Annotated in this window: 19 protein-coding genes; 10 read left to right on the top strand and 9 right to left on the bottom strand. The window is 71.2% G+C overall.

Annotated features, from left to right (window positions below; genetic code table 11):
* The first annotated feature begins 2 nt into the window (after positions 1 to 2).
* The 6 genes from ACF1AL_RS02730 (at position 3) to ACF1AL_RS02705 (ending at position 7,776) form a co-directional block, all read left to right on the top strand.
* The gene (locus ACF1AL_RS02730; RefSeq protein WP_366840850.1) at positions 3 to 971 is read left to right on the top strand and encodes a hypothetical protein; all 969 of its coding nucleotides are present in this window, start codon (positions 3 to 5) and stop codon (positions 969 to 971) included.
* A gap of 142 nt (positions 972 to 1,113) precedes the next feature.
* Entirely contained in the window at positions 1,114 to 2,220 is a 1,107-nt protein-coding gene (chvE, locus tag ACF1AL_RS02725; RefSeq protein WP_366840849.1) for a multiple monosaccharide ABC transporter substrate-binding protein, read from the top strand.
* A 32-nt stretch (positions 2,221 to 2,252) separates the two neighbouring features.
* A complete protein-coding gene (mmsA, locus tag ACF1AL_RS02720) occupies positions 2,253 to 3,812 on the top strand; it encodes a multiple monosaccharide ABC transporter ATP-binding protein (RefSeq protein ID WP_366840848.1) in 1,560 nt (519 codons plus the stop codon).
* Positions 3,809 to 5,053, top strand: coding sequence for a multiple monosaccharide ABC transporter permease (gene mmsB / locus ACF1AL_RS02715; protein WP_366840847.1), 1,245 nt, complete (start codon positions 3,809 to 3,811; stop codon positions 5,051 to 5,053). The genes mmsA and mmsB overlap by 4 nt, the downstream gene beginning before the upstream one ends.
* Positions 5,054 to 5,120: 67 nt before the next feature.
* The gene (locus tag ACF1AL_RS02710) at positions 5,121 to 6,278 is read left to right on the top strand and encodes an aldose epimerase family protein (protein WP_391825383.1); all 1,158 of its coding nucleotides are present in this window, start codon (positions 5,121 to 5,123) and stop codon (positions 6,276 to 6,278) included.
* Between the two features lie 103 nt (positions 6,279 to 6,381).
* Positions 6,382 to 7,776 (top strand): pyridoxal phosphate-dependent aminotransferase, encoded by a 1,395-nt coding sequence (locus ACF1AL_RS02705; protein ID WP_391695095.1) that lies wholly within the window; start codon positions 6,382 to 6,384, stop codon positions 7,774 to 7,776.
* 81 nt (positions 7,777 to 7,857) lie between these two features.
* Here ACF1AL_RS02705 and ACF1AL_RS02700 read toward each other — a convergent pair whose 3' ends face one another.
* A complete protein-coding gene (locus tag ACF1AL_RS02700; RefSeq protein ID WP_366840844.1) occupies positions 7,858 to 8,511 on the bottom strand; it encodes a DUF4360 domain-containing protein in 654 nt (217 codons plus the stop codon).
* A gap of 175 nt (positions 8,512 to 8,686) precedes the next feature.
* Here ACF1AL_RS02700 and ACF1AL_RS02695 point away from each other — a divergent pair, with 175 nt between their 5' ends.
* Positions 8,687 to 9,367, top strand: a complete 681-nt coding sequence (locus ACF1AL_RS02695; RefSeq protein WP_391825382.1) for a hypothetical protein — start codon at positions 8,687 to 8,689, stop codon at positions 9,365 to 9,367.
* Here the strand turns inward: ACF1AL_RS02695 and ACF1AL_RS02690 are convergent.
* Complete coding sequence (locus tag ACF1AL_RS02690; RefSeq protein WP_391825381.1) at positions 9,364 to 10,323, bottom strand: LLM class flavin-dependent oxidoreductase; 960 nt, start codon at positions 10,321 to 10,323, stop codon at positions 9,364 to 9,366. The two genes, ACF1AL_RS02695 and ACF1AL_RS02690, sit on opposite strands and share 4 nt — an antisense overlap.
* 86 nt (positions 10,324 to 10,409) lie before the next feature.
* Here ACF1AL_RS02690 and ACF1AL_RS02685 point away from each other — a divergent pair, with 86 nt between their 5' ends.
* Complete coding sequence (locus ACF1AL_RS02685) at positions 10,410 to 11,189, top strand: helix-turn-helix domain-containing protein (protein ID WP_391819191.1); 780 nt, start codon at positions 10,410 to 10,412, stop codon at positions 11,187 to 11,189.
* A gap of 40 nt (positions 11,190 to 11,229) precedes the next feature.
* On the opposite strand, the gene ACF1AL_RS02680 is transcribed toward ACF1AL_RS02685, so the two are convergent.
* From ACF1AL_RS02680 to ACF1AL_RS02650, 7 genes are all read right to left on the bottom strand, one after another.
* Positions 11,230 to 11,691: an Rrf2 family transcriptional regulator gene (locus tag ACF1AL_RS02680; RefSeq protein ID WP_366840842.1), complete on the bottom strand. Its 462-nt coding sequence runs from the start codon at positions 11,689 to 11,691 to the stop codon at positions 11,230 to 11,232.
* An 82-nt stretch (positions 11,692 to 11,773) separates the two neighbouring features.
* Complete coding sequence (locus ACF1AL_RS02675) at positions 11,774 to 12,328, bottom strand: hypothetical protein (RefSeq protein WP_391825380.1); 555 nt, start codon at positions 12,326 to 12,328, stop codon at positions 11,774 to 11,776.
* 8 nt (positions 12,329 to 12,336) lie between these two features.
* Complete coding sequence (locus tag ACF1AL_RS02670; protein WP_391779937.1) at positions 12,337 to 13,851, bottom strand: alpha-N-arabinofuranosidase; 1,515 nt, start codon at positions 13,849 to 13,851, stop codon at positions 12,337 to 12,339.
* A gap of 245 nt (positions 13,852 to 14,096) precedes the next feature.
* Positions 14,097 to 15,062: an arabinan endo-1,5-alpha-L-arabinosidase gene (locus tag ACF1AL_RS02665; protein ID WP_391825379.1), complete on the bottom strand. Its 966-nt coding sequence runs from the start codon at positions 15,060 to 15,062 to the stop codon at positions 14,097 to 14,099.
* Positions 15,063 to 15,083: 21 nt separating this feature from the next.
* Entirely contained in the window at positions 15,084 to 15,965 is an 882-nt protein-coding gene (locus tag ACF1AL_RS02660; protein WP_391825378.1) for a carbohydrate ABC transporter permease, read from the bottom strand.
* On the bottom strand, positions 15,962 to 16,903 hold the full coding sequence (locus tag ACF1AL_RS02655) for a carbohydrate ABC transporter permease (protein WP_391779935.1): 942 nt from the start codon (positions 16,901 to 16,903) through the stop codon (positions 15,962 to 15,964). Before ACF1AL_RS02655 ends, ACF1AL_RS02660 begins: the two co-directional genes overlap by 4 nt.
* The gene (locus ACF1AL_RS02650) at positions 16,900 to 18,249 is read right to left on the bottom strand and encodes an extracellular solute-binding protein (RefSeq protein WP_391825377.1); all 1,350 of its coding nucleotides are present in this window, start codon (positions 18,247 to 18,249) and stop codon (positions 16,900 to 16,902) included. The genes ACF1AL_RS02655 and ACF1AL_RS02650 overlap by 4 nt, the downstream gene beginning before the upstream one ends.
* Positions 18,250 to 18,552: 303 nt before the next feature.
* On the opposite strand from ACF1AL_RS02650, the gene ACF1AL_RS02645 reads away from it, so the two are divergent.
* Positions 18,553 to 19,122: a toxin-antitoxin system, toxin component family protein gene (locus tag ACF1AL_RS02645; RefSeq protein WP_366834681.1), complete on the top strand. Its 570-nt coding sequence runs from the start codon at positions 18,553 to 18,555 to the stop codon at positions 19,120 to 19,122.
* On the top strand, positions 19,119 to 20,342 hold the full coding sequence (locus ACF1AL_RS02640; protein ID WP_391695062.1) for an MAB_1171c family putative transporter: 1,224 nt from the start codon (positions 19,119 to 19,121) through the stop codon (positions 20,340 to 20,342). The genes ACF1AL_RS02645 and ACF1AL_RS02640 overlap by 4 nt, the downstream gene beginning before the upstream one ends.
* Positions 20,343 to 20,361 lie beyond the last annotated feature (19 nt).

Below are 20,361 nucleotides of genomic sequence, written 5' to 3'. Positions count from 1 at the left end.
CTGTGACCGACGCTTCCGCCCCGGCAGCCCGCCGCCCCGGTGAGCCCGCGCTCACCGCGCTCGGCCTGGGCGCGCCCGACCTCGACCCCGCCGACGCCTCGCCGCACACCTTCCCCGGCGGCGGCCGCTGGCGCACCGAGATCCCCTCGTGCGAGGGTCCCGAGGCGCTGGCGGTGGTGCTCAAGGAGGCCTCCCGGCTCGATGTGCCGATCCACCGGATCAGCCAGGGCAGCGGCGTGTGGATGCTGACCGACGCCGAGATCACCGAGATGGTCGAGGCGACCGCCGAACGCGACATCGAGCTGTGCCTGTTCACCGGTCCGCGCGGCACCTGGGACACCGGCGGCTCCACCCGCACCGACTCGCGCGGGGCCGGGCTGCGCGCCCGCGGCCACGACGCCGTGGCGGGCTGCGTCGAGGACGCCGTGCGCGCCACCGAACTGGGCGTGCAGTGCCTGCTGGTGGCCGACGAGGGCGTGCTGTGGACGCTGCACCGGGCACGCGAGCAGGGCGTCATCCCGGCCGGCACGACGCTGAAGGTCTCGGCGCTGATCGGCCCCGTCAACCCGGCCTCCTACGCCGTCTACGAGCACCTGGGCGCGGACTCGATCAATGTGCCGAGCGATCTGACGCTGGATCACCTCACCGAGATCCGGCGGGTGTCGGGCGCGCCGATGGACATGTACATCGAGGCGCCGGACGACCTCGGGGGCTATGTCCGGATGTACGAGGTGGCCGAGCTGATCCGGCGCGGGGCCCCGCTGTACCTGAAGTTCGGCCTGTCCAAGGCGCCCGGGATCTACCCCTACGGCCACCACCTGCGGGACGTCACGCTGGCCACGGCCCGGGAGCGGGTGCGGCGCGGCCGGCTGGCCCTCGATCTGCTCGCCCGGCACGGGGCCGGGGACGACATGGCCCCGCTCGGGTCGCGGCTGCCGGGCGAGCTCCGGCGCTTCGAAACACGTTCATAAATTTTCGGAAGCACCCTCTTCACAGAAGCAGACGCAGCCGAACACAATCCCACACATCCGTTCGCCGGTCTCCCGGGACCTGACCCCTCCCAGCGTTGCCGCACAGCCCCACCGGCCGTGCTCGGACATCAAGGAAGATGACATGCGCAATCGCAGAGCCGCCCTCACCGCGATAGCCGGAGCCGCCTCGCTCGCCCTCGCCCTGACCGCCTGCGGCCAGAACAGCGAGGGCGGCAGCAAGGAGGGCTCGGGGTCCGCCAAGGGAGGCACGATCGGCATCGCGATGCCGACGAAGTCCTCCGAGCGGTGGATCGCCGACGGCAACAACGTCAAGAAGGACCTGGAGTCCAAGGGCTACCAGACCAAGCTGGTCTACGGCGAGGACGACCCCGACCAGCAGGTCTCCCAGATCGAGAACCTCATCACCCAGGGCGTGAAGGCCCTCATCGTCGCCGCCATCGACAACAAGTCCCTCGGCAACGTGCTGCAGCAGGCCAAGGACGCGAACATCCCGGTCATCGCCTACGACCGGCTCATCCTCGGCACGCCCAACGTCGACTACTACGCCTCCTTCGACAACGAGAAGGTCGGTCAGCTCCAGGCGAACTACATCGTCGACAAGCTGGGCCTGAAGAGCGGCAAGGGCCCCTTCAACATCGAGCTGTTCGCCGGCTCCAACGACGACAACAACACCAAGTACTTCTTCAACGGCGCGATGAGCGTGCTCAAGCCGTACATCGACAGCAAGAAGCTCGTCGTGCGCTCCGGCCAGACCGCGCTCAACCAGGTCACCACGCTGCGCTGGGACGGCGCCACCGCCCAGCGGCGCATGGACGACATCCTCACCAAGTCCTACAAGAGCGCCCGCGTCGACGCCGTCCTCTCGCCGTACGACGGCATCTCCATCGGCATCCTGTCGGCGCTGAAGTCGGACGGCTACGGCTCTGGCAACAAGCCGCTGCCCGTCCTGACCGGCCAGGACGCCGAACTGGCCTCGGTGAAGTCGATCATCGCCGGGCAGCAGACGCAGACCGTCTACAAGGACACCCGTCAGCTGGCCAAGGTCGCCTCCGGCATGGTCGACGCCGTGCTGACGGGCAAGAAGCCCGAGGTCAACGACACCAAGACCTACGACAACGGTGCCAAGGTCGTGCCCGCCTACCTGCTGCAGCCGGTGAGCGTCGACAAGACCAACTACGACAAGGTCCTGGTCGCGGGCGGCTACTACACCGCCGACCAGCTCAAGTAACCGGGCACCCACAAGGATTGGAAGGCACGACCATGGCGGGACCCGTCCTGGAAATGCGCTCGATCGTCAAGACCTTTCCCGGTGTCAAGGCGCTCTCCGACGTCACCCTGACCGTCCGCCAGGGCGAGGTCCACGCCATCTGCGGGGAGAACGGCGCCGGGAAGTCCACCCTGATGAAGGTGCTCTCCGGCGTCCACCCCTACGGCAGCTACGAGGGGGACATCCTCTTCGAGGGGGAGGTCTGCCGGTTCAAGGACATCCGGGCCAGCGAGCAGCACGGCATCGTGATCATCCACCAGGAGCTGGCGCTGGTGCCGTACCTGTCGATCGCGGAGAACATCTTCCTCGGCAACGAGCACGCCAAGCGCGGACTGATCAACTGGAACGACACCCTGCGGCACGCCACCGAGCTGCTGCGCCGGGTCGGCCTCGACGAGCACCCCGAGACGCGCGTCGCGGACATCGGCGTCGGCAAGCAGCAGCTGGTGGAGATCGCCAAGGCGCTGTCGAAGAAGGTGAAGCTGCTCATCCTCGACGAGCCGACGGCGGCGCTCAACGACGAGGACAGCGGCAAACTGCTCGACCTGATCCTGCAGTTGAAGGACCAGGGCATCACGTCGATCATCATCTCGCACAAGCTGAACGAGATCCGCAAGGTCGCCGACTCCGTCACCATCATCCGCGACGGGCGCTCCATCGAGACGCTCGACGTGAAGGCGGCGGACACCACCGAGGACCGGATCATCAGCGGCATGGTCGGCCGCGACCTCGACAACCGCTTCCCCGAGCGCACCCCGCACGAGGCTCAGGCGGGCGCGGCTCCGGCGCTGGAGATCCGCAACTGGACCGTGCTGCACCCGATCGACCAGCAGCGCAAGGTCGTCGACGACGTGTCGATCCAGGTGCGCCGCGGCGAGATCGTCGGAATCGCCGGCCTGATGGGCGCGGGCCGCACCGAGCTGGCGATGAGCGTCTTCGGCCGCACCTACGGCCGTTACGCGGGCGGCACGGTGCTCAAGGACGGCCGGGAGATCCGCACCAAGACCGTCCCCGAGGCGGTCGGGCACGGCATCGCGTACGTCACCGAGGACCGCAAGCACTACGGCCTGAACCTGATCGACACGATCAACCGCAACATCTCGCTCACCGCGCTGAAGAAGGTCGCCAAGCGGGGCGTGGTCGACGAGCACGAGGAGCGGCAGGTCGCCGAGGGCTTCCGCAAGTCGATGAACATCAAGGCGCCGACCGTCTTCGAACCGGTGGGCAAGCTGTCCGGCGGCAACCAGCAGAAGGTCGTCCTCAGCAAGTGGATCTTCGCCGGTCCGGACGTGCTGATCCTGGACGAGCCCACGCGCGGCATCGACGTGGGCGCCAAGTACGAGATCTACACGGTCATCGACCAGCTGGCCGCGCAGGGCAAGGCGGTCGTGTTCATCTCCTCCGAGCTGCCCGAACTGCTCGGCATGTGCGACCGGATCTACACCATGGCCGCCGGGCGGCTCACCGGCGAGGTGCCGCGGGCCGAGGCCACGCAGGAAGTGCTGATGCGCCGGATGACGAAGGACACCCAGGACAAAGAGGTAACGCGATGAGCACCGAACTGACCGACAAGAGCCCGGTCGCCGCGCCGCCGGGCGGCGGCAGGGGCGCGGCCGGCGAGAACCTGCTGCAGCTGGTGGCCGGCGGCCTGCGCCGCAACATGCGGCAGTACGGCATGCTGCTCGCGCTCGGCCTGATCGTCGCCGTCTTCGCGGTCTGGACCGACGGCGACCTGCTGCTGCCGCGCAACGTCTCCAACCTGGTCCTGCAGAACAGCTATGTGCTGGTCCTCGCGATCGGCATGATGCTGGTGATCATCGCCGGGCACATCGACCTGTCGGTCGGCTCGGTCACCGCGTTCGTGGGCGCCTTCGCGGCCGTGCTGACGGTGGAACACCATGTGGCGTGGCCCGTGGCCGTGGTGCTGTGCCTGCTGGCGGGCGCGGTGGCCGGCGCGGTGCAGGGCTACTTCATCGCCTACCTCGGCATACCGTCGTTCATCGTCACCCTCGCCGGCATGCTGATCTTCCGCGGGTTCACCGAGATCCTGCTGAAGGGGCAGACCCTCGGCCCGTTCCCGAACGGCCTGCAGAAGATCGGCAACGGCTTCCTGCCGGAGACCGGCCCGCACACCAACTACCACAACATCACCCTGCTGCTGGGCCTCGCGCTGATCGTCTTCACGGTCGTCCAGGAGGTCCGCGACCGCAGGCGCCAGCAGGAGTTCTCCCTCGACGTGGTGCCGCGCAACCTCTTCCTGCTGAAGCTGGTCGCCATCGTCGCCGCGATCCTCGTCGTCACCATGCTGCTCGCCAGCTACAAGGGCGCCCCGATCGTCCTGCTGATCCTGGGCGCGCTGGTCGTCGGCTACGGCTACGTGATGCGCAACTCGGTGTTCGGCCGGCACATCTACGCCATCGGCGGCAACCTTCCGGCGGCCAAGCTGTCGGGTGTGAAGGACAAGAAGGTCACCTTCTTCGTCTTCCTGAACATGGGCGCGCTCGCGGCCCTGGCGGGGCTGGCGATCGCCGCCCGGCTGAACGCGGCCTCCCCGAAGGCGGGCCTGAACTACGAACTCGAGGCGATCGCCTCGGCGTTCATCGGCGGCGCGTCCATGAGCGGCGGTGTGGGCACCGTCCTCGGCGCGATCATCGGCGGTCTCGTCCTCGGCGTGCTGAACAACGGCATGAACCTCCTGAGCGTCGGCACCGACTGGCAGCAGGTCATCAAGGGCTTCGCCCTGCTGGCGGCGGTCGGGTTCGACGTGTGGAACAAGCGCAAGTCCGGTTCGTGAGTCAGCGAGGGCCCCGCCGGTGAGCGGGGCCCTCTCCTTTCGGGATCCTGGTCAAGGAGCCGCACCAATGGAACTGAACAGACGCACGGTCATCGCTTCGGCAGCGGCGGCGGGCCTCGCCGCGACGACCCTCGGCGGCACGGCCGAGGCCGCCGGGCACGGGGCTTCGTCACGGCCCCGCCGGGAGCACTTCGGCACGCTCGCCGACGGCACGAAGGTCCACCGCTGGACGCTGGAGAACGGCGGCACCCGCATGAAGGTACTGTCCTACGGCGGGGTGCTCCAGTCGCTGGAGATCCCCGACCGGCGCGGGCGCTGCACCAACGTCTCGCTGGGCTTCGACAACCTCGACGACTACGTGAAGTCCAGCCCGTACTTCGGCGCCCTCATCGGCCGCTACGGCAACCGCATCGGCAAGGGCCGCTTCACCCTGGACGGCACCGCCTACCAGCTGTCCGTCAACGACGGCGAGAACAGCCTGCACGGCGGCGCCAAGGGCTTCGACAAGCGGGTGTGGGACGTCGAGCCGTTCGCCTCCGGCTCCGACGTCGGGCTGCGGCTGCACTACACCAGCGTCGACGGCGAGATGGGCTACCCGGGCACGCTGCGGGTGACCGTGACGTACACCCTGACCCGGGACGGCGACTGGATCATCGACTACGAGGCCACCACCGACAAGGCCACCGTCGTCAACCTCACCAGCCACGTCTACTGGAACCTGGCCGGGGAGGGCAGCGGCAGCATCGAGGACCACGAGCTGCAGATCGCCGCCTCCCGCTACACCCCCACCGACGCGGGCCTGATCCCCACCGGCGAGCTGGCGAAGGTCGCGGGCACCCCCTTCGACTTCCGCCGCGCCAAGCCGGTCGGCCGGGACATCCGGGCCGGCCACCCGCAGCAGATCCTCGCCAAGGGCTTCGACCACAACTGGGTCCTGGACAAGGGGATCACCGCCCGACCCGAGCACGTGGCGACCCTGCGCGACCCCGCCTCCGGCCGCACCCTGAAGATCGCCACCGACCAGCCGGGCCTGCAGTTCTACTCCGGCAACTTCCTCGACGGCACCCTCACCGGCACCTCCGGGCGCACCTACCGGCAGGGCGACGCGCTGTGCCTGGAGACACAGCACTTCCCGGACTCCCCCAACCAGCCGGCGTTCCCTTCCACGGTGCTGCGCCCCGGCGAGACGTACCGCACCCGGACGATCCACCGCTTCTCCGCCTGAACCAGGCGTCGGGGCACCGGAGTTGAACGGCGCCCCACCGGCCCGCGTATACACGGGCGGCCCGTGCTCCCCCGCACGGGCCGCCCGAGTACCGGAGGCCGCCTTGGCAGACAACGTCACCTCGCTGTTCCGCAGCGCCGCCGCGCACAGCCCCTCGATGGCGGCGCTGACGCGGGAGAGCGACGGGGCGGGCCCGGTGGACTTCTGCATCCCGTGCAACCCGTACTTCCCCACCCCGGCGATGTTCGACGAGCTGGCGGCCCGGCTGCGCGAGATCGTCACGTACTACCCGAGCAGCGCGGAGACCGTCACCGCGGAACTGTGCTCGCTGCTGCAGCTGCCCCCGAGCTGCGTGGCGATGGGCAACGGCTCGACCGAGCTGATCACCTGGATCGACCATCTGCTGGTGCGCGAGTCCCTCGCCGTCCCGGTCCCCACCTTCGGCCGCTGGACCGACCAGCCGATGGAGACCGGCAAGCGCGTCGACATGTTCCCGCTGCAGGAGGCGAGCGGCTTCGCCCTCGACCTGGCCCGCTACGCCGACTTCATCCGCGCCCGCGGCACCCGCGTTGCGGTGATCTGCAACCCGAACAACCCCGACGGCGGCTACCAGCACAAGCAGGCGCTGGTGCAGTTCCTGGACGCGATGGCGGACCTGGACCTGATCGTCGTCGACGAGAGCTTCCTGGAGTTCGCGGACGCGGAGGCGGACCCGTCCCTCGCGCAGGAGGCCGTCCTGCGCCCGAACGTGGTCGTCCTGCGCAGCCTCGGCAAGAACTTCGGCCTGCACGGCGTCCGCTTCGGCTATCTGGTCGCCAACCCGGCGCTGGCCGGCAAGGTGCGCGCGGCGCTGCCGAAGTGGAACCTCAACTCCTTCGCCGAGCACGTGGTGTTCATGCTCCGCGACCACGGCACGGAGTACGCGCAGAGCCTGCAGCAGGTGCGCCGCGACCGCCTGGAGATGACGGCCGCGCTGTCCGCCCTGCCCGGCCTGACGGTCTACCCCTCCCAGGGCAACTTCCTCTTCGTCCGGCTGCCCGTGGGCGCCGAGGGCACGGTGGTCCGCGACCGGCTGCTCACCGAGCACCGGATCCTGGTCCGCGAGTGCGGCAACAAGATCGGTTCGTCCAGCCGCTTCCTGCGGCTCGTGGTGCGCCCCCAGGTGGACGTGCGTCGCCTGGTGTCCGGCCTGGAACAGGTGCTCTACGGGACGTCCAGGAGGGAGGCCGCCGTGCCCGAGCTGGGCAACGGGACCAGCTACAGCTCGGGCACGGCGGCGGTGGACCGCCTGGTCGGCCAGACCAACGGCGGCGGTGTCCCGCTCCCGCCGGCCCAGCCCTGGCCCGAACCGCAGCCCCTGCCGACGCCGCCGGGGGTACCGGCCCGCGGCGGCCTCACGGCGGCGCAGGTACGCGGTACGACGGGCATGCCGGGCGACCTGACGACGGCCCCGGCGACGGGCTGGCCGAACGCGGCGGGCATGGGCCAGGCGGGCTGAACGCGGCGGGCAGGGGCCAGGCGGGCTGACGAGGCCCCGCGGCCGCCGCCCGGGAGGCGGGGCTGCGGGGCCCGGGCCGGATCAGGAGGCCGGGCACTCCTTCCACGCCAGGTGGTACACCGTGCTGATGTCACCGTCCGTGGAGTCCATCGTCATGAAGCTGACCTTGCCGGGGGACGTCGTGCCGGCCGTCACGCGCAGCTCTGTGTTGATGTTGAAGTTGCGCTGGACTCCGCAGGGGGCCCAGACCAGTTGGGCCCAGTCCGTGGTGTCCGTCGCCTGCCAGTTGTCGTTGTAGGGGCCGGAGAGGGGGTGGGTGCGGAAGGCCGTCTGGGACGAGCCCTGGAAGTAGTAGGAGGCTCTCTGCGTGCCGTTCGCGCCCTGCTGGAGCGAGGCGAAGCCGCGGTAGTCGGCGCTGGCGACGGCGTAGGTGAAGCCCTGGGGGACGTGGACGACGAGGTTGAGCTGGCAGTTCTTGCGGAACGCCGTGGGGTTGGAGTCGCCGCCCGCCTGGGCCAGGTAGTCGCTGTAGGTCACGGTGAAGGCCGTGTTGTCCTCGGAGACGGCGACCGCGGTGGTGCCCTGGGGGCAGCCGGAGCCGTTCACCGTGGCGACCTTGATGACGATCTTGTCCGGGGGCGGGTCGGTGAACCCGGAGGACGGGTGCTGAGCCGCCGGTAACGCGGTGGCGAGCAGAGCGGCGACGGCGCCGCTCAGCAGGAGTCCACCAGCCATGGTTTCTCCGTCCGTTCAGTGGGGGGTGGCCATGTCGAGGTGACTGTCCCGGACATGTGAGGGAGGTGTGAAGAGCGGAGTCCGGTCATCCGTGGGGCCCGGCTGTGACACGGCTGTGGCCGGAGGTATGGCTTCCGCCACAGCCGGGAACCGGGCGGCACTCCAAGATCGGCAAGTGCGCAGACACCGCTTACTCACCTCGTCCACCACGCGTCCGCTCGTCGCCGTCCTCGCCGCCGCCGGTGTCGTCGGGGGCGTGCTCGTCGGGTGGCGGGGCCTGGACACCGTCAACGGCTGTGGTTTTCCGGACAGTCCGTATCCGTCCGAGACCGCGCGGGACTGGGTCGAGTACGCCGATGTGGTGGTCGTCGGGCACGCCGTGCGCGAGCGGGAGAGCGGGCGGCGCGAACTCGCCCTGGGCGCCTACCGGTACGCCGTCGAGCGGACCGTCACCCTGCGGGCCGAGTCCGTGCCGTACGAGTCGAAGGAGCGCTCGCACCCCTCCCCCGGCGCGCGCCTCGACTACGTCGCCCCGGGCTGGCGGATCACACGGGCCGGCGGCGACCGGGTCGACGTGCTCACCGGGGACGCGCCCCGCGTCGTGCCCGGCCACACCTACGTGCTGGCCCTGCGTTGGCGCGAGGGACGCTGGGTCGCCCTCGGCGAGGGCGGCGTCGTCCCGTACGACGACCACGTGGTGGGCCGCGGGGAGTGGTGCGGTCAGGTACTCGACACCGAGGGCTTCGCCGAGGGCGAGCGGATCTCGCGCCGCGACGACCACAGCCTGGAGAAGGCACTGCTGGGCCAGGGCGACGAGGCCCTCACCCGCGCACTGACGGACGCCCGGCGGCGCTAGGGGTCTTGTCGCTCGGGCCGCCCGAGCACCGGGATCACGTGCGCGAGCCGTTCGAGCTGGTCACGCTGGGAGCGCAGGTCCAGGGCGGCGAGGCGGGCGACGATGTGCCGGGCGCCGGCGGCCGCGTACTGTGCCAGGCGCTCGGCCACCTGCTCCGCGGTACCGGTGACCACGGCCTGGATCGTGCGCAGTTCCTCCAGTGGCATGCCGTAGGTGGCGCGTGCGTAGGCGTCCAGCGCCTTGCCTCCGCTGTCGGCGTCGTCGTCGATCCGTACGGTCACGAAGAGCGCCGGGGTGATGTCCCCGGCCTCGCGCCGGGCGTCGGCCGCCGCCTGCCGGACCTGGCGGAGGCCGGACGCGTAGTCGGCTGCCTCGGGCGGGTAGGGCAGCCAGCCGTCGTACATCCGGCCGGTGCGGGCCAGTGCCGCGGGGGTCGCGCCGCCGAGCCAGACGGGCGGTCCGCCGGCCCGGAAGGGCCTGGTCATCGGCGGGATCTCGGCGAACCGGAGGATCTCGCCCTGGAAGGAGGTCGCGCCGGCCCACACGGCCCGCCACAGTGCGACGGTCTCGTCCAGGCGGGCGAAGCGCCGTTCCCACGGCAGCTCGGACAGGGCGTACAGGGGCCGCCCGAAACGGCCGGGGAAGCCGGCCCCCACGGCCACGGTGAGCCGCCCGCCCGACAGCAGGTCGATCGACGCTAGGGTCTGCGCGGCCTGGACCGGGCGGCGCAGGAACGGCAGCAGCGCCGCCGTACCGAGCCTCACGCCCGCGGTGGCCGGGGCGAGCGCGGCCAGCATCGTCAGCGCCTCGATGCGCGGGCTGATCAGGGAGTCGTTGACGAACAGCGACGAGTAGCCGAGGTCTTCGGCCTGCCGGCCGAAGGTGATCAGTTCGCGGGGGTCGTCGGCCGGGCCCCACTGGGCCGTTCCGGTCGGAAGCAGTACACCGATGTCCATGCCGCAGATGCTCGCGAGAGGGCGGAGTGACGACAATTCCCCGCGGGGAATGGTCCGGCGCCCCGTGCCGCCGGTACAACAGGCCCGTGGACTTTCCCGGTGCGCTGCGCGCACACCGCAACCGCCGCCGCCTCAGCCAGCTCGACCTCGCGCTGCGGGCCGGCACCACCCAGCGCCATCTCAGCTTCATCGAGTCCGGCAGGTCCGCCCCCGGCCGGAACATGGTCGTACGCCTGGGCGAGTCACTGGAACTGCCGCTGCGGGAGCGCAACGAGCTGCTGCTCGCCGCCGGGTACGCGCCCGTCTACCCGGAGAGCTCACTCGACGACCCGGTGCTGGCCCCCGTGCGCACGGCGATCGACCACATCCTCCACGGGCATCTGCCGTATCCGGCGATCGTGGTGGACCGGGGCGGTGACCTGATCGCCGCGAACCCCGCCTTCGACCTGATCACCGAGGGCGCGGCCCCCGGACTCACGGGCCCCGGCACGAACGTCTACCGCCTCGCGCTGCACCCCGACGGCCTGGCGCCCCGGATCGGCAACCTCGCCGAATGGGCGCGCCACGTCCTCGCAGGCCTCGGCCACCTGCCGGAGCTGCGCGCCGAGCTCGCCGGATACGTACCCGCGCTGGAGCCGGACGCCGGGCTGCTCGGTTTCGCGGTTCCGCTGCGGCTGCGGTCCTCGCGCGGTGAGCTGCGTCTGATGACGACCGTGACCACGTTCGCCACCGCCGTCGACGTGACCCTCGCCGAGCTGAGACTGGAAGCGTTCCTGCCCGCCGACCAAGCCACCGCCGAGGTTCTCCGGGCGGCTGCCGGGCCCTCGGCCGTCGCTTCCGCCGGTCGGCCCCGCGGCGGCCGGTAGCCGGGGGCGGTCACGTCACTCCGTCAGGCGGCCGTGCCGGTCAGGGGTTCTCCCACGCGGCTGGTTCCGCCGCCAGTCGGCGGACCGGTTCCGGGAGGGTGTCGGAGGCGATGTCGGCGAGCGTGACGCCTTCGAGGATCTTGCGGACGTTGGCGCGCAGGGCGATCCACAGCGGGAGCAGGGGCTCGGCGCTGCCGGTGTACGTCAGGCCGGTGGGGCGTTCGCCGCGCACCGAGACGATCGGGCCGTCCACCGCGCGGATCACGTCGGCCACGGTGATCGCGGACGCCTCCCGGGCCAGCCGGTAGCCGCCGCCCCCGCCGCGCCGGCTGTCCACGACACCGGCGCGGCGCAGGTCGCCGAGGATGCCCTCCAGGAACTTGTGCGGGATGCCCTGCGCCGCGGCGACCGCCTCCGCCTTCACGGGCTCGCCCTCGCCCTGCCGTACGGCCAGCTCCAGCACCGCCCGCACCGCGTAGTCCGCCCGCGCCGAGATCCTCATGGGTTCATTGTGCGGCCCGGGCGGGGGCGGCGAGGCACCGCCCAGGGCCTGTCGCGGGGCAGACGGCACTTTCGCAGCACCCCTAGTGCCAGCAGGTGGCCTCGCCGTCGTCGTTGCTGCCGTCGGACGTGGTGCCGACCGAGACCTCGTAGGTCAGGGCCGTCCCGGCCGCCGGCGCGGGTGAGGAGCCGTCGGGGCGGAAGTCGACGTCGAGCAGCAGGTGGCGGCCCTTGTCGGTCTTGGTCCAGCAGGCGCCTTCCACGGCGGCGGGCGCCGCGTCGGGCGAGGGGTCGCGCTCGAACGTCCAGCCCGCCGCGGCGGCCACGCCGGTGTAGTGGGTGATCACCTCGTCGCGGCTGCCGGGGAAGGCGTACCGGCGGTCCGCGTGCAGCCACGGCTTGCCGCTGCTGTCGTCGTCGCAGCCCGTGCTCACGCCCCGGCGGCCGGCCGGTTCCGTGGCACCGGCGGGCGCCGCGTCGAGCGGCGACTCGGCGGCCAGCCGCATGAGGGCGTCCCGCGTGCCCCCACAGCCGTCGCCGCCGCCGATGGCGCTGCACGCCCCGAGGAAGACGCCCGGCAGCAACAGGGCCGCGGCGAGGCCCGCGCGGGCGGGGCGGGACGGCGGGGTGGGGGCCAACGGCGCTCCTAGGCCAGGCGGATGACGTTCCAGGACAGGGGCTCCAGTATGGCTGTCAGGCGGCCGTCGGTCAGGGTGGTGCCCGCCACCGTGTGCGGGACGACGCGGTCCGGATCGGTGAGGGTGTTGCGGGCGTCCGGGTCGGCGTCGGCGAGGGCGCTGTGCTCGACGACCCGGGTCAGGTCCAGGCCGTTCAGGGCGACCTCGAGCGGCAGCGGCTCGGTGCGGCCGCGGTTGACCGCGAAGACGGTGACCGTGCCGTCCTCGGCGCGCACCGCGGTGGCGTGCAGCAGGTCGGCCTCGCCGTACCGCTGCGTCCGGTACGTCGGGGAGTCGACGCGGACGTCCAGCACCTGTCCCCGGCCGTACCGCGACGCCTGCGCGAACGGGAAGAACGTCGTCTGCCGCCAGGCCGGGCCGCCCGGCTCCGTCATGATCGGGGCGATGACGTTGACCAGTTGCGCCAGGCACGCCACGGTCACCCGGTCCGCGTGGCGGAGCAGTGCGATGAGCAGGGAGCCGAAGACGACGGCGTCGGTGACGCTGTAGTTGTCCTCCAGCAGGCGCGGCGCCTCGGGCCAGTCGCCGGGGTCGAAGGTCTTGGCGCGCTCCTGCCAGCGGGTGAGGTACCAGACGTTCCACTCGTCGAAGGAGAGGTTGATCTTCTTCTTCGACTTGAGCCGGGCACCGACGTGGTCGGCCGTGGCGATCACGTTCTCGATGAAGGACTCCATGTCGACGGCCGAGGCGAGGAAGGAGTCGACGTCGCCGTCGATCGGCTCGTAGTAGGCGTGCAGGGAGATGTGGTCGACCAGGTCGTAGGTCTCCTGGAGCACCTCCGCCTCCCAGGCGGCGAAGGTGGGCATGGCCTGGCTGGAGGAACCGCAGGCGACGAGTTCCACGGACGGGTCGATCTGGCGCATCGCGCGGGCGGTCTCGGCGGCGAGCCGGCCGTACTCGGCGGCCGTCTTGTGGCCGGTCTGCCAGGGCCCGTCCATCTCGTTGCCGAGGCACCAGAGCCGGATGCCGTAGGGGTCCTTGTCGCCGTGCGCCCGGCGCAGGTCGCTGAGCGCGGTGCCGCCGGGGTGGTTGGCGTACTCCTGGAGCTGGAGGGCCTCGGCGACGCCGCGGGTGCCCAGGTTGACCGCCATCATCGGCTCGGCCTGCGGGCCGATCTTCTTCAGGAAGGCGATGTACTCGGACAGGCCGAAGCGGTTGGTCTCGGTGGAGTGCCAGGCGAGGTCGAGGCGGCGGGGGCGCTCCTCGACGGGGCCGACGGAGTCCTCCCAGCGGTAGCCGGAGACGAAGTTGCCGCCGGGGTAGCGGACGGCGGTGACGCCGAGTTCGCGGACGAGGTCCAGGACGTCCGTGCGAATGCCTTCGGCGTCCGCGGTGGGGTGGTCGGGTTCGTAGATGCCGGTGTAGACGCAGCGGCCCAGGTGTTCGACGAAGGAGCCGAAGATTCGGGGGTTCACTTCGCCGATGGTGAAGGCGGGGTCCAGGGTGAATCGGGCGGAGTGCACGGGAGTGCCTTTCGGGGAGGGCGGTTTCGGTTTCGTGGGCGGGTGCGGGTGGTTTGTGGTTGCTCGCGCAGTTCCCCGCGCGCCTAGGGGGTGTCTCGGCGATCACGCCGGGCTCGCGACGCCTGGCACCGCACCTCGCCGCGTTGTCGTCGGTCCCCGATGCTCCGCATCGACTCCCTCCTCCGCCTTGCGATGCACGGCACCAGGCGCCGCTCCCTGATCCGGCGTGATCGACGAGACACCCCCTAGCGGAGTTCCGGCCAGCCCGATTTCCAGCTCAGCCTGTTCAGGCCCAGCTTCGGGGTGCCGTTGTCCTGCGCGTCGTAGTAGTGGTACGCCAGCCAGTCCTGGCCCCGGTCGCGGAAGACCGACTCGCCGCCGGTGCCGGCGTAGCGGCCGTGGCCGGCGAGGAGGAGGTCGCCGCCGCCCTCCAGCAGGGGCTTGCCGGTGCTGTCGGTGTACGGGCCGGTGACCGAGGTGGAGCGGCCGACGCGGATCTTGTAGGTGGAGTTCACGCCGGCGCAGCAGGCGTCGTAGGAGGCGAAGAGGTAGTAGTAGCGGCCGTGCCGGACGATGTACGGGCCTTCGACGGCGTACGGGGCGTCGGGTCGGGTGGCCAGGTGATGGACCTCGGCGCCGGGTTTCGCCTTGCCGGTGCCCGGGTCGAGTTCGACCATGCGGATGCCGGTCCAGTACGAGCCGAAGGTCATCCACAGCCGGCCCTCGGCGTGGATCACGGCCGGGTCGATGGCGTTGTACGGGTCGCTCTTGCCGGAGGTGAAGACCTTGCCGTGGTCGGTCCAGGTGCCGGGCAGTCCGGTGGGCGAGGTGGCGACGCCGATCGCGGAGTGGTTGGTGCCCCAGGAGGAGACGGCGTAGTAGAGCCAGTACCGGCCGTCGCGGAAGGAGAGGTCGGGGGCCCAGGGGTCGCCGGTGTCGTTGTACTGGTACCACCAGCCCGGCGGGGCCGCGAAGGCGTTGCCCGCGTCGTCCCACTGCCGCATGTCCTTCGAGACGCGGGCGCCGAGGACACCGCCGGTGGAGTAGGCGACGTAGCCGCCGGACTGCAGGCGCGCGACGGTGGGGTCGTGGATGATCTGCTGCCCGGTGATCGGCCGCGGGTCGGGGTAGGCGGTGTCCGCGTGCGCCGTGGCCGGGAGCAGGGCGAGGACGGCGGCGACGGCGACCGTCGCGCGTCGGATGGGCTTCAAGGGGCGGCTCCTGTACGGGGTTCACTGGCCGGCGAGGCCGGTGTGCGCGACACCCGCCACGATCTGGCGCTGGAAGAAGACGAAGACGACGATGAGCGGCAGGCCGGCCATCAGGCCGCCGGCCATGAGCTGGGCCCACTGGATGCCGTAGGAGTTCATGACGGTCGCGATGCCGTTCGGCATGGTCATCAGGTCGGGGTTGTTGGTGACCATGTAGGGCCACAGGAAGTTGTTCCACGAGGCGATGAAGGTGAAGATGCCGACCGCGGCGAGCGAGGAGCGCGACAGCGGCAGGACGACGGTGAAGAAGACCCGCCAGCGGCCGGCGCCGTCGATGAACGCGGCCTCCTCCAGTTCGCGCGGGACGCCCTGGAAGAACTTGTAGAGGATGTAGACCATCGCGGCGGGCGCGCACTGCGGCAGGATCATGCCCCAGTAGGTGTCGACCATCCCCATCTGCTGGACGGTGGTGAACAGCGGTACGCCGAGGACGGCCGGGGAGATCATCAGGCCGGCCATGACGACGCCCATCAGGACGGACTTGCCGCGGAACTCGGTGCGGGCGAAGCCGTATCCGGCCAGGGCGCTCACCAGCAGCACGACGGCGGTGACGCAGACGGAGACGACGAGGGAGTTCACGAACCAGTCGGTGATGTTGCCGGTCCGCCACAGGGCCTTCCAGGCCTGGGCCGTCCAGACCTTCGGCAGCCAGTGCGGCGGGATCTCGGCCGCCTCCGCCTCGGACTTGAGCGAGGTGAACAGGGCGGCGGCGATGGGGGCCACGAAGAGAGCGGAGGCGGCGACGCCGAGCAGGGTGAGGACGATCTGGCTGGGCGTCCATGGCCTGCGGGCCCTCGTCATGACGGTGGGTGCGGTGCGTGCGGTGGTCTCGGCGGTGGTCATCGGCCGCCCTCCTCACGGGTGCGCAGCAGCCACATCCGCGTGAGCGCGACGGCCGCGATGAGCACGAAGAAGATGATGGACATCGCGGAGGCGTAGCCCACGCGGTAGCTGGTGAAGCCCTGTTCGAGGGTGTACTGCACGAACGACCTGGTGCTGAGCTCCGGTCCGGGCCCGAAGTCCATCATCACGACGGCCTGGTCGAAGAGCTGCAGCGAGGCGAGGATCTGGAGCGCGACGACGAGGCCGGTGATGTGGCGCAGCATCGGCAGGGTGATGTGGACCATGCGGTGCCAGGCGTTGGCGCCGTCGAGCTTGGCGGCCTCGTAGAGGTGGCCGGGGATGCCCTGCAGGGCGGCGAGGTAGAGCAGGAAGGAGAAGCCGACCGTCCACCACAGCGTCTCGACGACGAGGGCGAGCATGGCGTACGACTTGTCGGTCAGCCAGGGCGTGTCCAGCCCGAACGTCTCGTTGAACAGGCCGATCCCCTGGGTGAACAGCCACTGCCACATGTTGCCGGCGACCGTCGACGGCAGCAGGAACGGGGCGAAGAAGCACAGCCGCCACAGCCACTTCCCGCGCTCGATGTGGTGGGCGAGCATCGCGAGGAGGAAGGCGAGAACGGTGATGCAGGGGACGACGAGCAGGGTGAAGTAGGCGCTGTGGCCGAGCGCGTCCCACATCGCGGCGTCGTGCAGCGCCTCGCGGTAGTTGCCGAGGCCGATGAAGCGCGCGCCCTCGCCGGAGATGTTGGCGTCGGTGAGGCTGAGGTAGACGCCGCGCAGCAGCGGCCAGATCACGAACAGCGCGAAGAGCGCGAGGAAGGGGGCGACGAACCAGCCGCCGTGCTGCAGGCCCTGTTTGCGGCGCACGGTGGCGCCGGCGGCCGCGGTCTTCACGCGGGACGGTGCGATGACGGTTCCGGCACTGGTCGTCGTCATGCGACGGCACCTCCTTGCGCGGCGGTGTGGCCGTCCATCGGGTTCTTCGCGGCGAGGAGCCTGGCGAGACGGTCCTTCATCCGCCGGGCGGCGGCCTCGGGCCGGGCGGAGCCCATCGTCGAGGAGACGACGATCGGGCCGAGGTCCTGGGCCAGGACGCCGGTGGAGCCGGCGAACCACACCTTTGGCTCGGTGGCCTGGTGGTCCATGGCGTTCACGTACTCGTTCTGCGGGGTGAGCCTTTGGTACGCCGGGGTGGACAGGGTCGGCGTGTAGGCGGGGATGTGGCCGCCGGCCGCCCACTGCAGGGCGTGGGTGACGACGTAGGCGGCGAGGCGGTGCGCGCCGTCGTTGGTGGCGCCGCCGCGGCCGGACTGGTGGGGCAGGACGAACGCGTGGGACTCGGCGTGGGTGGCCGGCCTGCCGAAGACGGGTGGCAGCGGGGTCGCGCCGTAGTCGAGTCCGGCGCCGGTGAAGACGGGCACGGACCAGTTGCCCTCCCAGGTGAAGGGGGCGCCGTTGACGAACTGTTCCCCGGTCGGCGCGCCGGGGACGACGTACCCGTCGGTGACGTGCCGGCGCAGGAACTCCAGGACCCGGGTGGCTTTGCCGGCGTCGAAGAGGACCTCGGTGCGGGTGTCGTCGAACCACCGGCCGCCGAGCTGGGTGTAGAAGGCGACGAAGAACCACCACTGGAAGTTCTGGTCGTTGGTCCACAGGCCGATGGTCTGCAGGCCCTTCTTCTGGGCGGCCTTGGCCTTCTTCAGGACGTCGAACCACTCGTCGGTGGACGTCACCGGGATCATCCGGCCGTCGTCGCCGAGCAGGCCGGCCTTCCTCAGCACGTCCTTGCGGTAGAAGCAGAGCTGGACGTGGATGTCGAGCGGGAGGGCGTAGAGCTTGCCGTCGATGACGCCGCGGTTCCACAGCGCGGGGTTGTAGTCCTCCTTGCGGACGCCGTAGCGGGCGAGCAGGTCCACGTCCCAGGGGTCGAGGAGGCGCCCGGGTGAGAAGCCCGCCACCCGGCCCAGGTGCATGACGCCGAGGTCGGGGGCGCGGTTGCCGGCGGCGGCCATGGCGAGCTTGGTGTAGAAGGGGTTGCCCCACTGGAGGGTGGAGTCCTTGACCGCGATGCCGGGGTTGGCCTTCCGGAAGGCGTCCAGCATGGTGATCATGTTGGAGCCGTCGCCGCCACTGAAGAGGTTCCAGTAGCGCACGCGGGTGCGGTCGCCGGCGGCGAGGGCGTCGGCGCCCGTGCCGAGGGCCGCGAAGCCGAAGCCGCCCGCGACGGCCAGGCCGCCCGCGGTGGCCAGAAGATGCCTGCGATTCAGGCCAGGTCGTCCCATTGCCTGCCCTTACGTTCTCGGGGGTGCCGTGCCCGGTGCCCGCAGCGCCACCCGCATCCGATTGCCCGGGCGTCACCCGGAAAGCCGACCCCGTACGTTCGGCATTTCGAATGACGCTCGTAACTTCGAACGGGACCGTAGGGTCGCAGCGTCGGCGCGTCAATGGTTCGGACACGACTCACAGCCCGCTCGCGGAAAAGAGATCACCCCGCTCCGTGATCGGGCGCCCTGGATCGCGTGACGCGGACACGCCCGGCCCCGTAGGCTCGAACAGCCCGTGACGCGGCGGCGGAAGGAGGCGGAATGGAGATCGTGGCCCGGCTGCGGCGCTCGCGGCCCACCTCCCTGCGTGCCCTCGCGGCCTCGCTCACCGCCGCCGTCCGCCGCGCGGGCGAGCCGCCGGGCGAGGTGCGCGCCCTGTGCCGGGCGCTGTGCGCGGCGATGGCGCAACGGCGCGGCGGCCGCCCGGTGGAACTGCGCTTCGAGCGCTTCCCGGACGGCATCGGCGTCACCGGACTGTGGGTGGAGTTCCAGGACTTCGACCTGGTCATCGTCGAGGAACGCGCCGAGGAGGTGCAGCAACTGGTCGTCCTCGGTCACGAGTTGTGGCATCTGCACGCCGGGCACCGGCACCAGGTCTCCGGTGCCGCCGCGGCCCGCGCGCTGGCCGGGCGGCCCGGCTGGCCGGACCACGCGCTCGGCGCCGCCGCCCGCGACGGCTCCTGGTCCCGCTCCCGTGACGAGGCCGAGGCCGACGACTTCGGGCACCGGCTCGCCGCGCTGTGCCGGGACCTGCTCACCGGCCCCGCGCAGGCCCGCCCCGCCGGCCCCGTGCAGCGCGCCCTCGGCCACCCCGGGCGGAACCCGCGGTGAGGCTGGCGCTGTCCCCGTCGGCGTTCGTCACCGACTTCTACACCTCGTTCTGGTGGATCCCGACGCTCGTGCTGGCCTCCGCGCTGGCGGTCAAGCTGCCCACCATCGTGCGGCTGTGGAAGGACCCGCTGCTGCGCGCGGTCGGCGGACTGCTCCTGCTGGCCTGCGCGGTGTTCGTGTTCGTCGCGCCGTCCACCATCGCCTGGACCAACCGCGTCACCGGCGTGCCCAACATCGCGGCGCCCCTGGTGTACTCGCTGCTCACCGCGTTCTGCGGCTCCTGCCTGCTGCTGATCATCGCCTGGCGCAACGGACCCTCCGAGCGCTCGCCGACCACCCGCCGCGCCCGCCGCCTCGTCGTCACCTCCTACGGCGCGGTCATCGTCGCCCTGTGGCTGCTGTTCGCGCTCGCCGACGTGCCCGTGGAGCGGCTGCGCGACCTCGACACCTACTACGCCACCACGCCGTTCATGCGCGAGGAGATCCTGCTCTACCTGCTCGCGCACTGCGTGGCCGTACTGATCACCTCGCGGCTGCTGTGGAACTGGGTGCGCACCGACGGCCTCGACGGCTGGCTGCGCTGGGGACTGGTCTTCCTCGGCGGCGGCTACGCGATGAACCTCGTCTTCGACGCCCTCAAGCTCACCGCCGTCGCCGCCCGCTGGGGCGGGCACGACCTGGACTGGCTGTCCACCAAGGCGGCGCCGCCGGTCGCGGGGCTGTCCGCGGTGCTGATCGCGGTCGGTTTCATCCTGCCGCACATCGGCCAGTACCTGCAGGACCGCTGGCGGGTGCGGCTCGCGCACCGCGAACTGGCCCCGCTGTACCAGCTGCTGCGGTCCGTGCACGGCTCCGGGGTGCCCCGCCTCCTGCGCGCCGCGCCCGAACTGCGGCTCATCCGGCGCGAGACGTTCATCCGCGACGTCCTGCTGCCGCTCGCCCGCCACCTCGACGAGGACCTGCGCTCGCGCGCCCAGGACGCCGCGCTCGCCCTCGGCCACCCGCCCGAGCGGGCCTCCGCCCTCGCCGCCGCGGTCGCCCTGCTGGACGCCGTCGAGCACCGCCGCGACCAGCGGGGCGACGACGGCTCCGGCGGCGTCGACACCGCCCGGCTGCTGCGCGAGATCGGCGCCGTCTCGCGGGCGCTGCGGCGCCGGGACGCCCTCGATCAGGTGCGCGCCCGCGCCGGAGCCCTCGGACCGGCCCGCGGCCCGAGGTAGCTGAGGGGGCGCGGAACTT

It is taken from the genome of Streptomyces sp. NPDC014801, assembly GCF_043082085.1.
In the GTDB taxonomy this organism is placed as follows: domain Bacteria; phylum Actinomycetota; class Actinomycetes; order Streptomycetales; family Streptomycetaceae; genus Streptomyces.
Note: the sequence above shows the minus strand (reverse complement) of the source record. Positions and strands in the feature narration are given on the sequence as shown.

Coding starts and splice junctions, on each gene's coding strand:
- chvE (WP_366840849.1), top strand. CDS start 1,114: ATGCGCAATCGCAGAGCCGCCCTCACCGCGATAGCCGGAGCCGCCTCG.
- mmsA (WP_366840848.1), top strand. CDS start 2,253: ATGGCGGGACCCGTCCTGGAAATGCGCTCGATCGTCAAGACCTTTCCC.
- mmsB (WP_366840847.1), top strand. CDS start 3,809: ATGAGCACCGAACTGACCGACAAGAGCCCGGTCGCCGCGCCGCCGGGC.
- ACF1AL_RS02710 (WP_391825383.1), top strand. CDS start 5,121: ATGGAACTGAACAGACGCACGGTCATCGCTTCGGCAGCGGCGGCGGGC.
- ACF1AL_RS02700 (WP_366840844.1), bottom strand. CDS start 8,511: ATGGCTGGTGGACTCCTGCTGAGCGGCGCCGTCGCCGCTCTGCTCGCC.
- ACF1AL_RS02690 (WP_391825381.1), bottom strand. CDS start 10,323: ATGGACATCGGTGTACTGCTTCCGACCGGAACGGCCCAGTGGGGCCCG.
- ACF1AL_RS02680 (WP_366840842.1), bottom strand. CDS start 11,691: ATGAGGATCTCGGCGCGGGCGGACTACGCGGTGCGGGCGGTGCTGGAG.
- ACF1AL_RS02660 (WP_391825378.1), bottom strand. CDS start 15,965: ATGACCACCGCCGAGACCACCGCACGCACCGCACCCACCGTCATGACG.
- ACF1AL_RS02655 (WP_391779935.1), bottom strand. CDS start 16,903: ATGACGACGACCAGTGCCGGAACCGTCATCGCACCGTCCCGCGTGAAG.
- ACF1AL_RS02650 (WP_391825377.1), bottom strand. CDS start 18,249: ATGGGACGACCTGGCCTGAATCGCAGGCATCTTCTGGCCACCGCGGGC.
- ACF1AL_RS02645 (WP_366834681.1), top strand. CDS start 18,553: ATGGAGATCGTGGCCCGGCTGCGGCGCTCGCGGCCCACCTCCCTGCGT.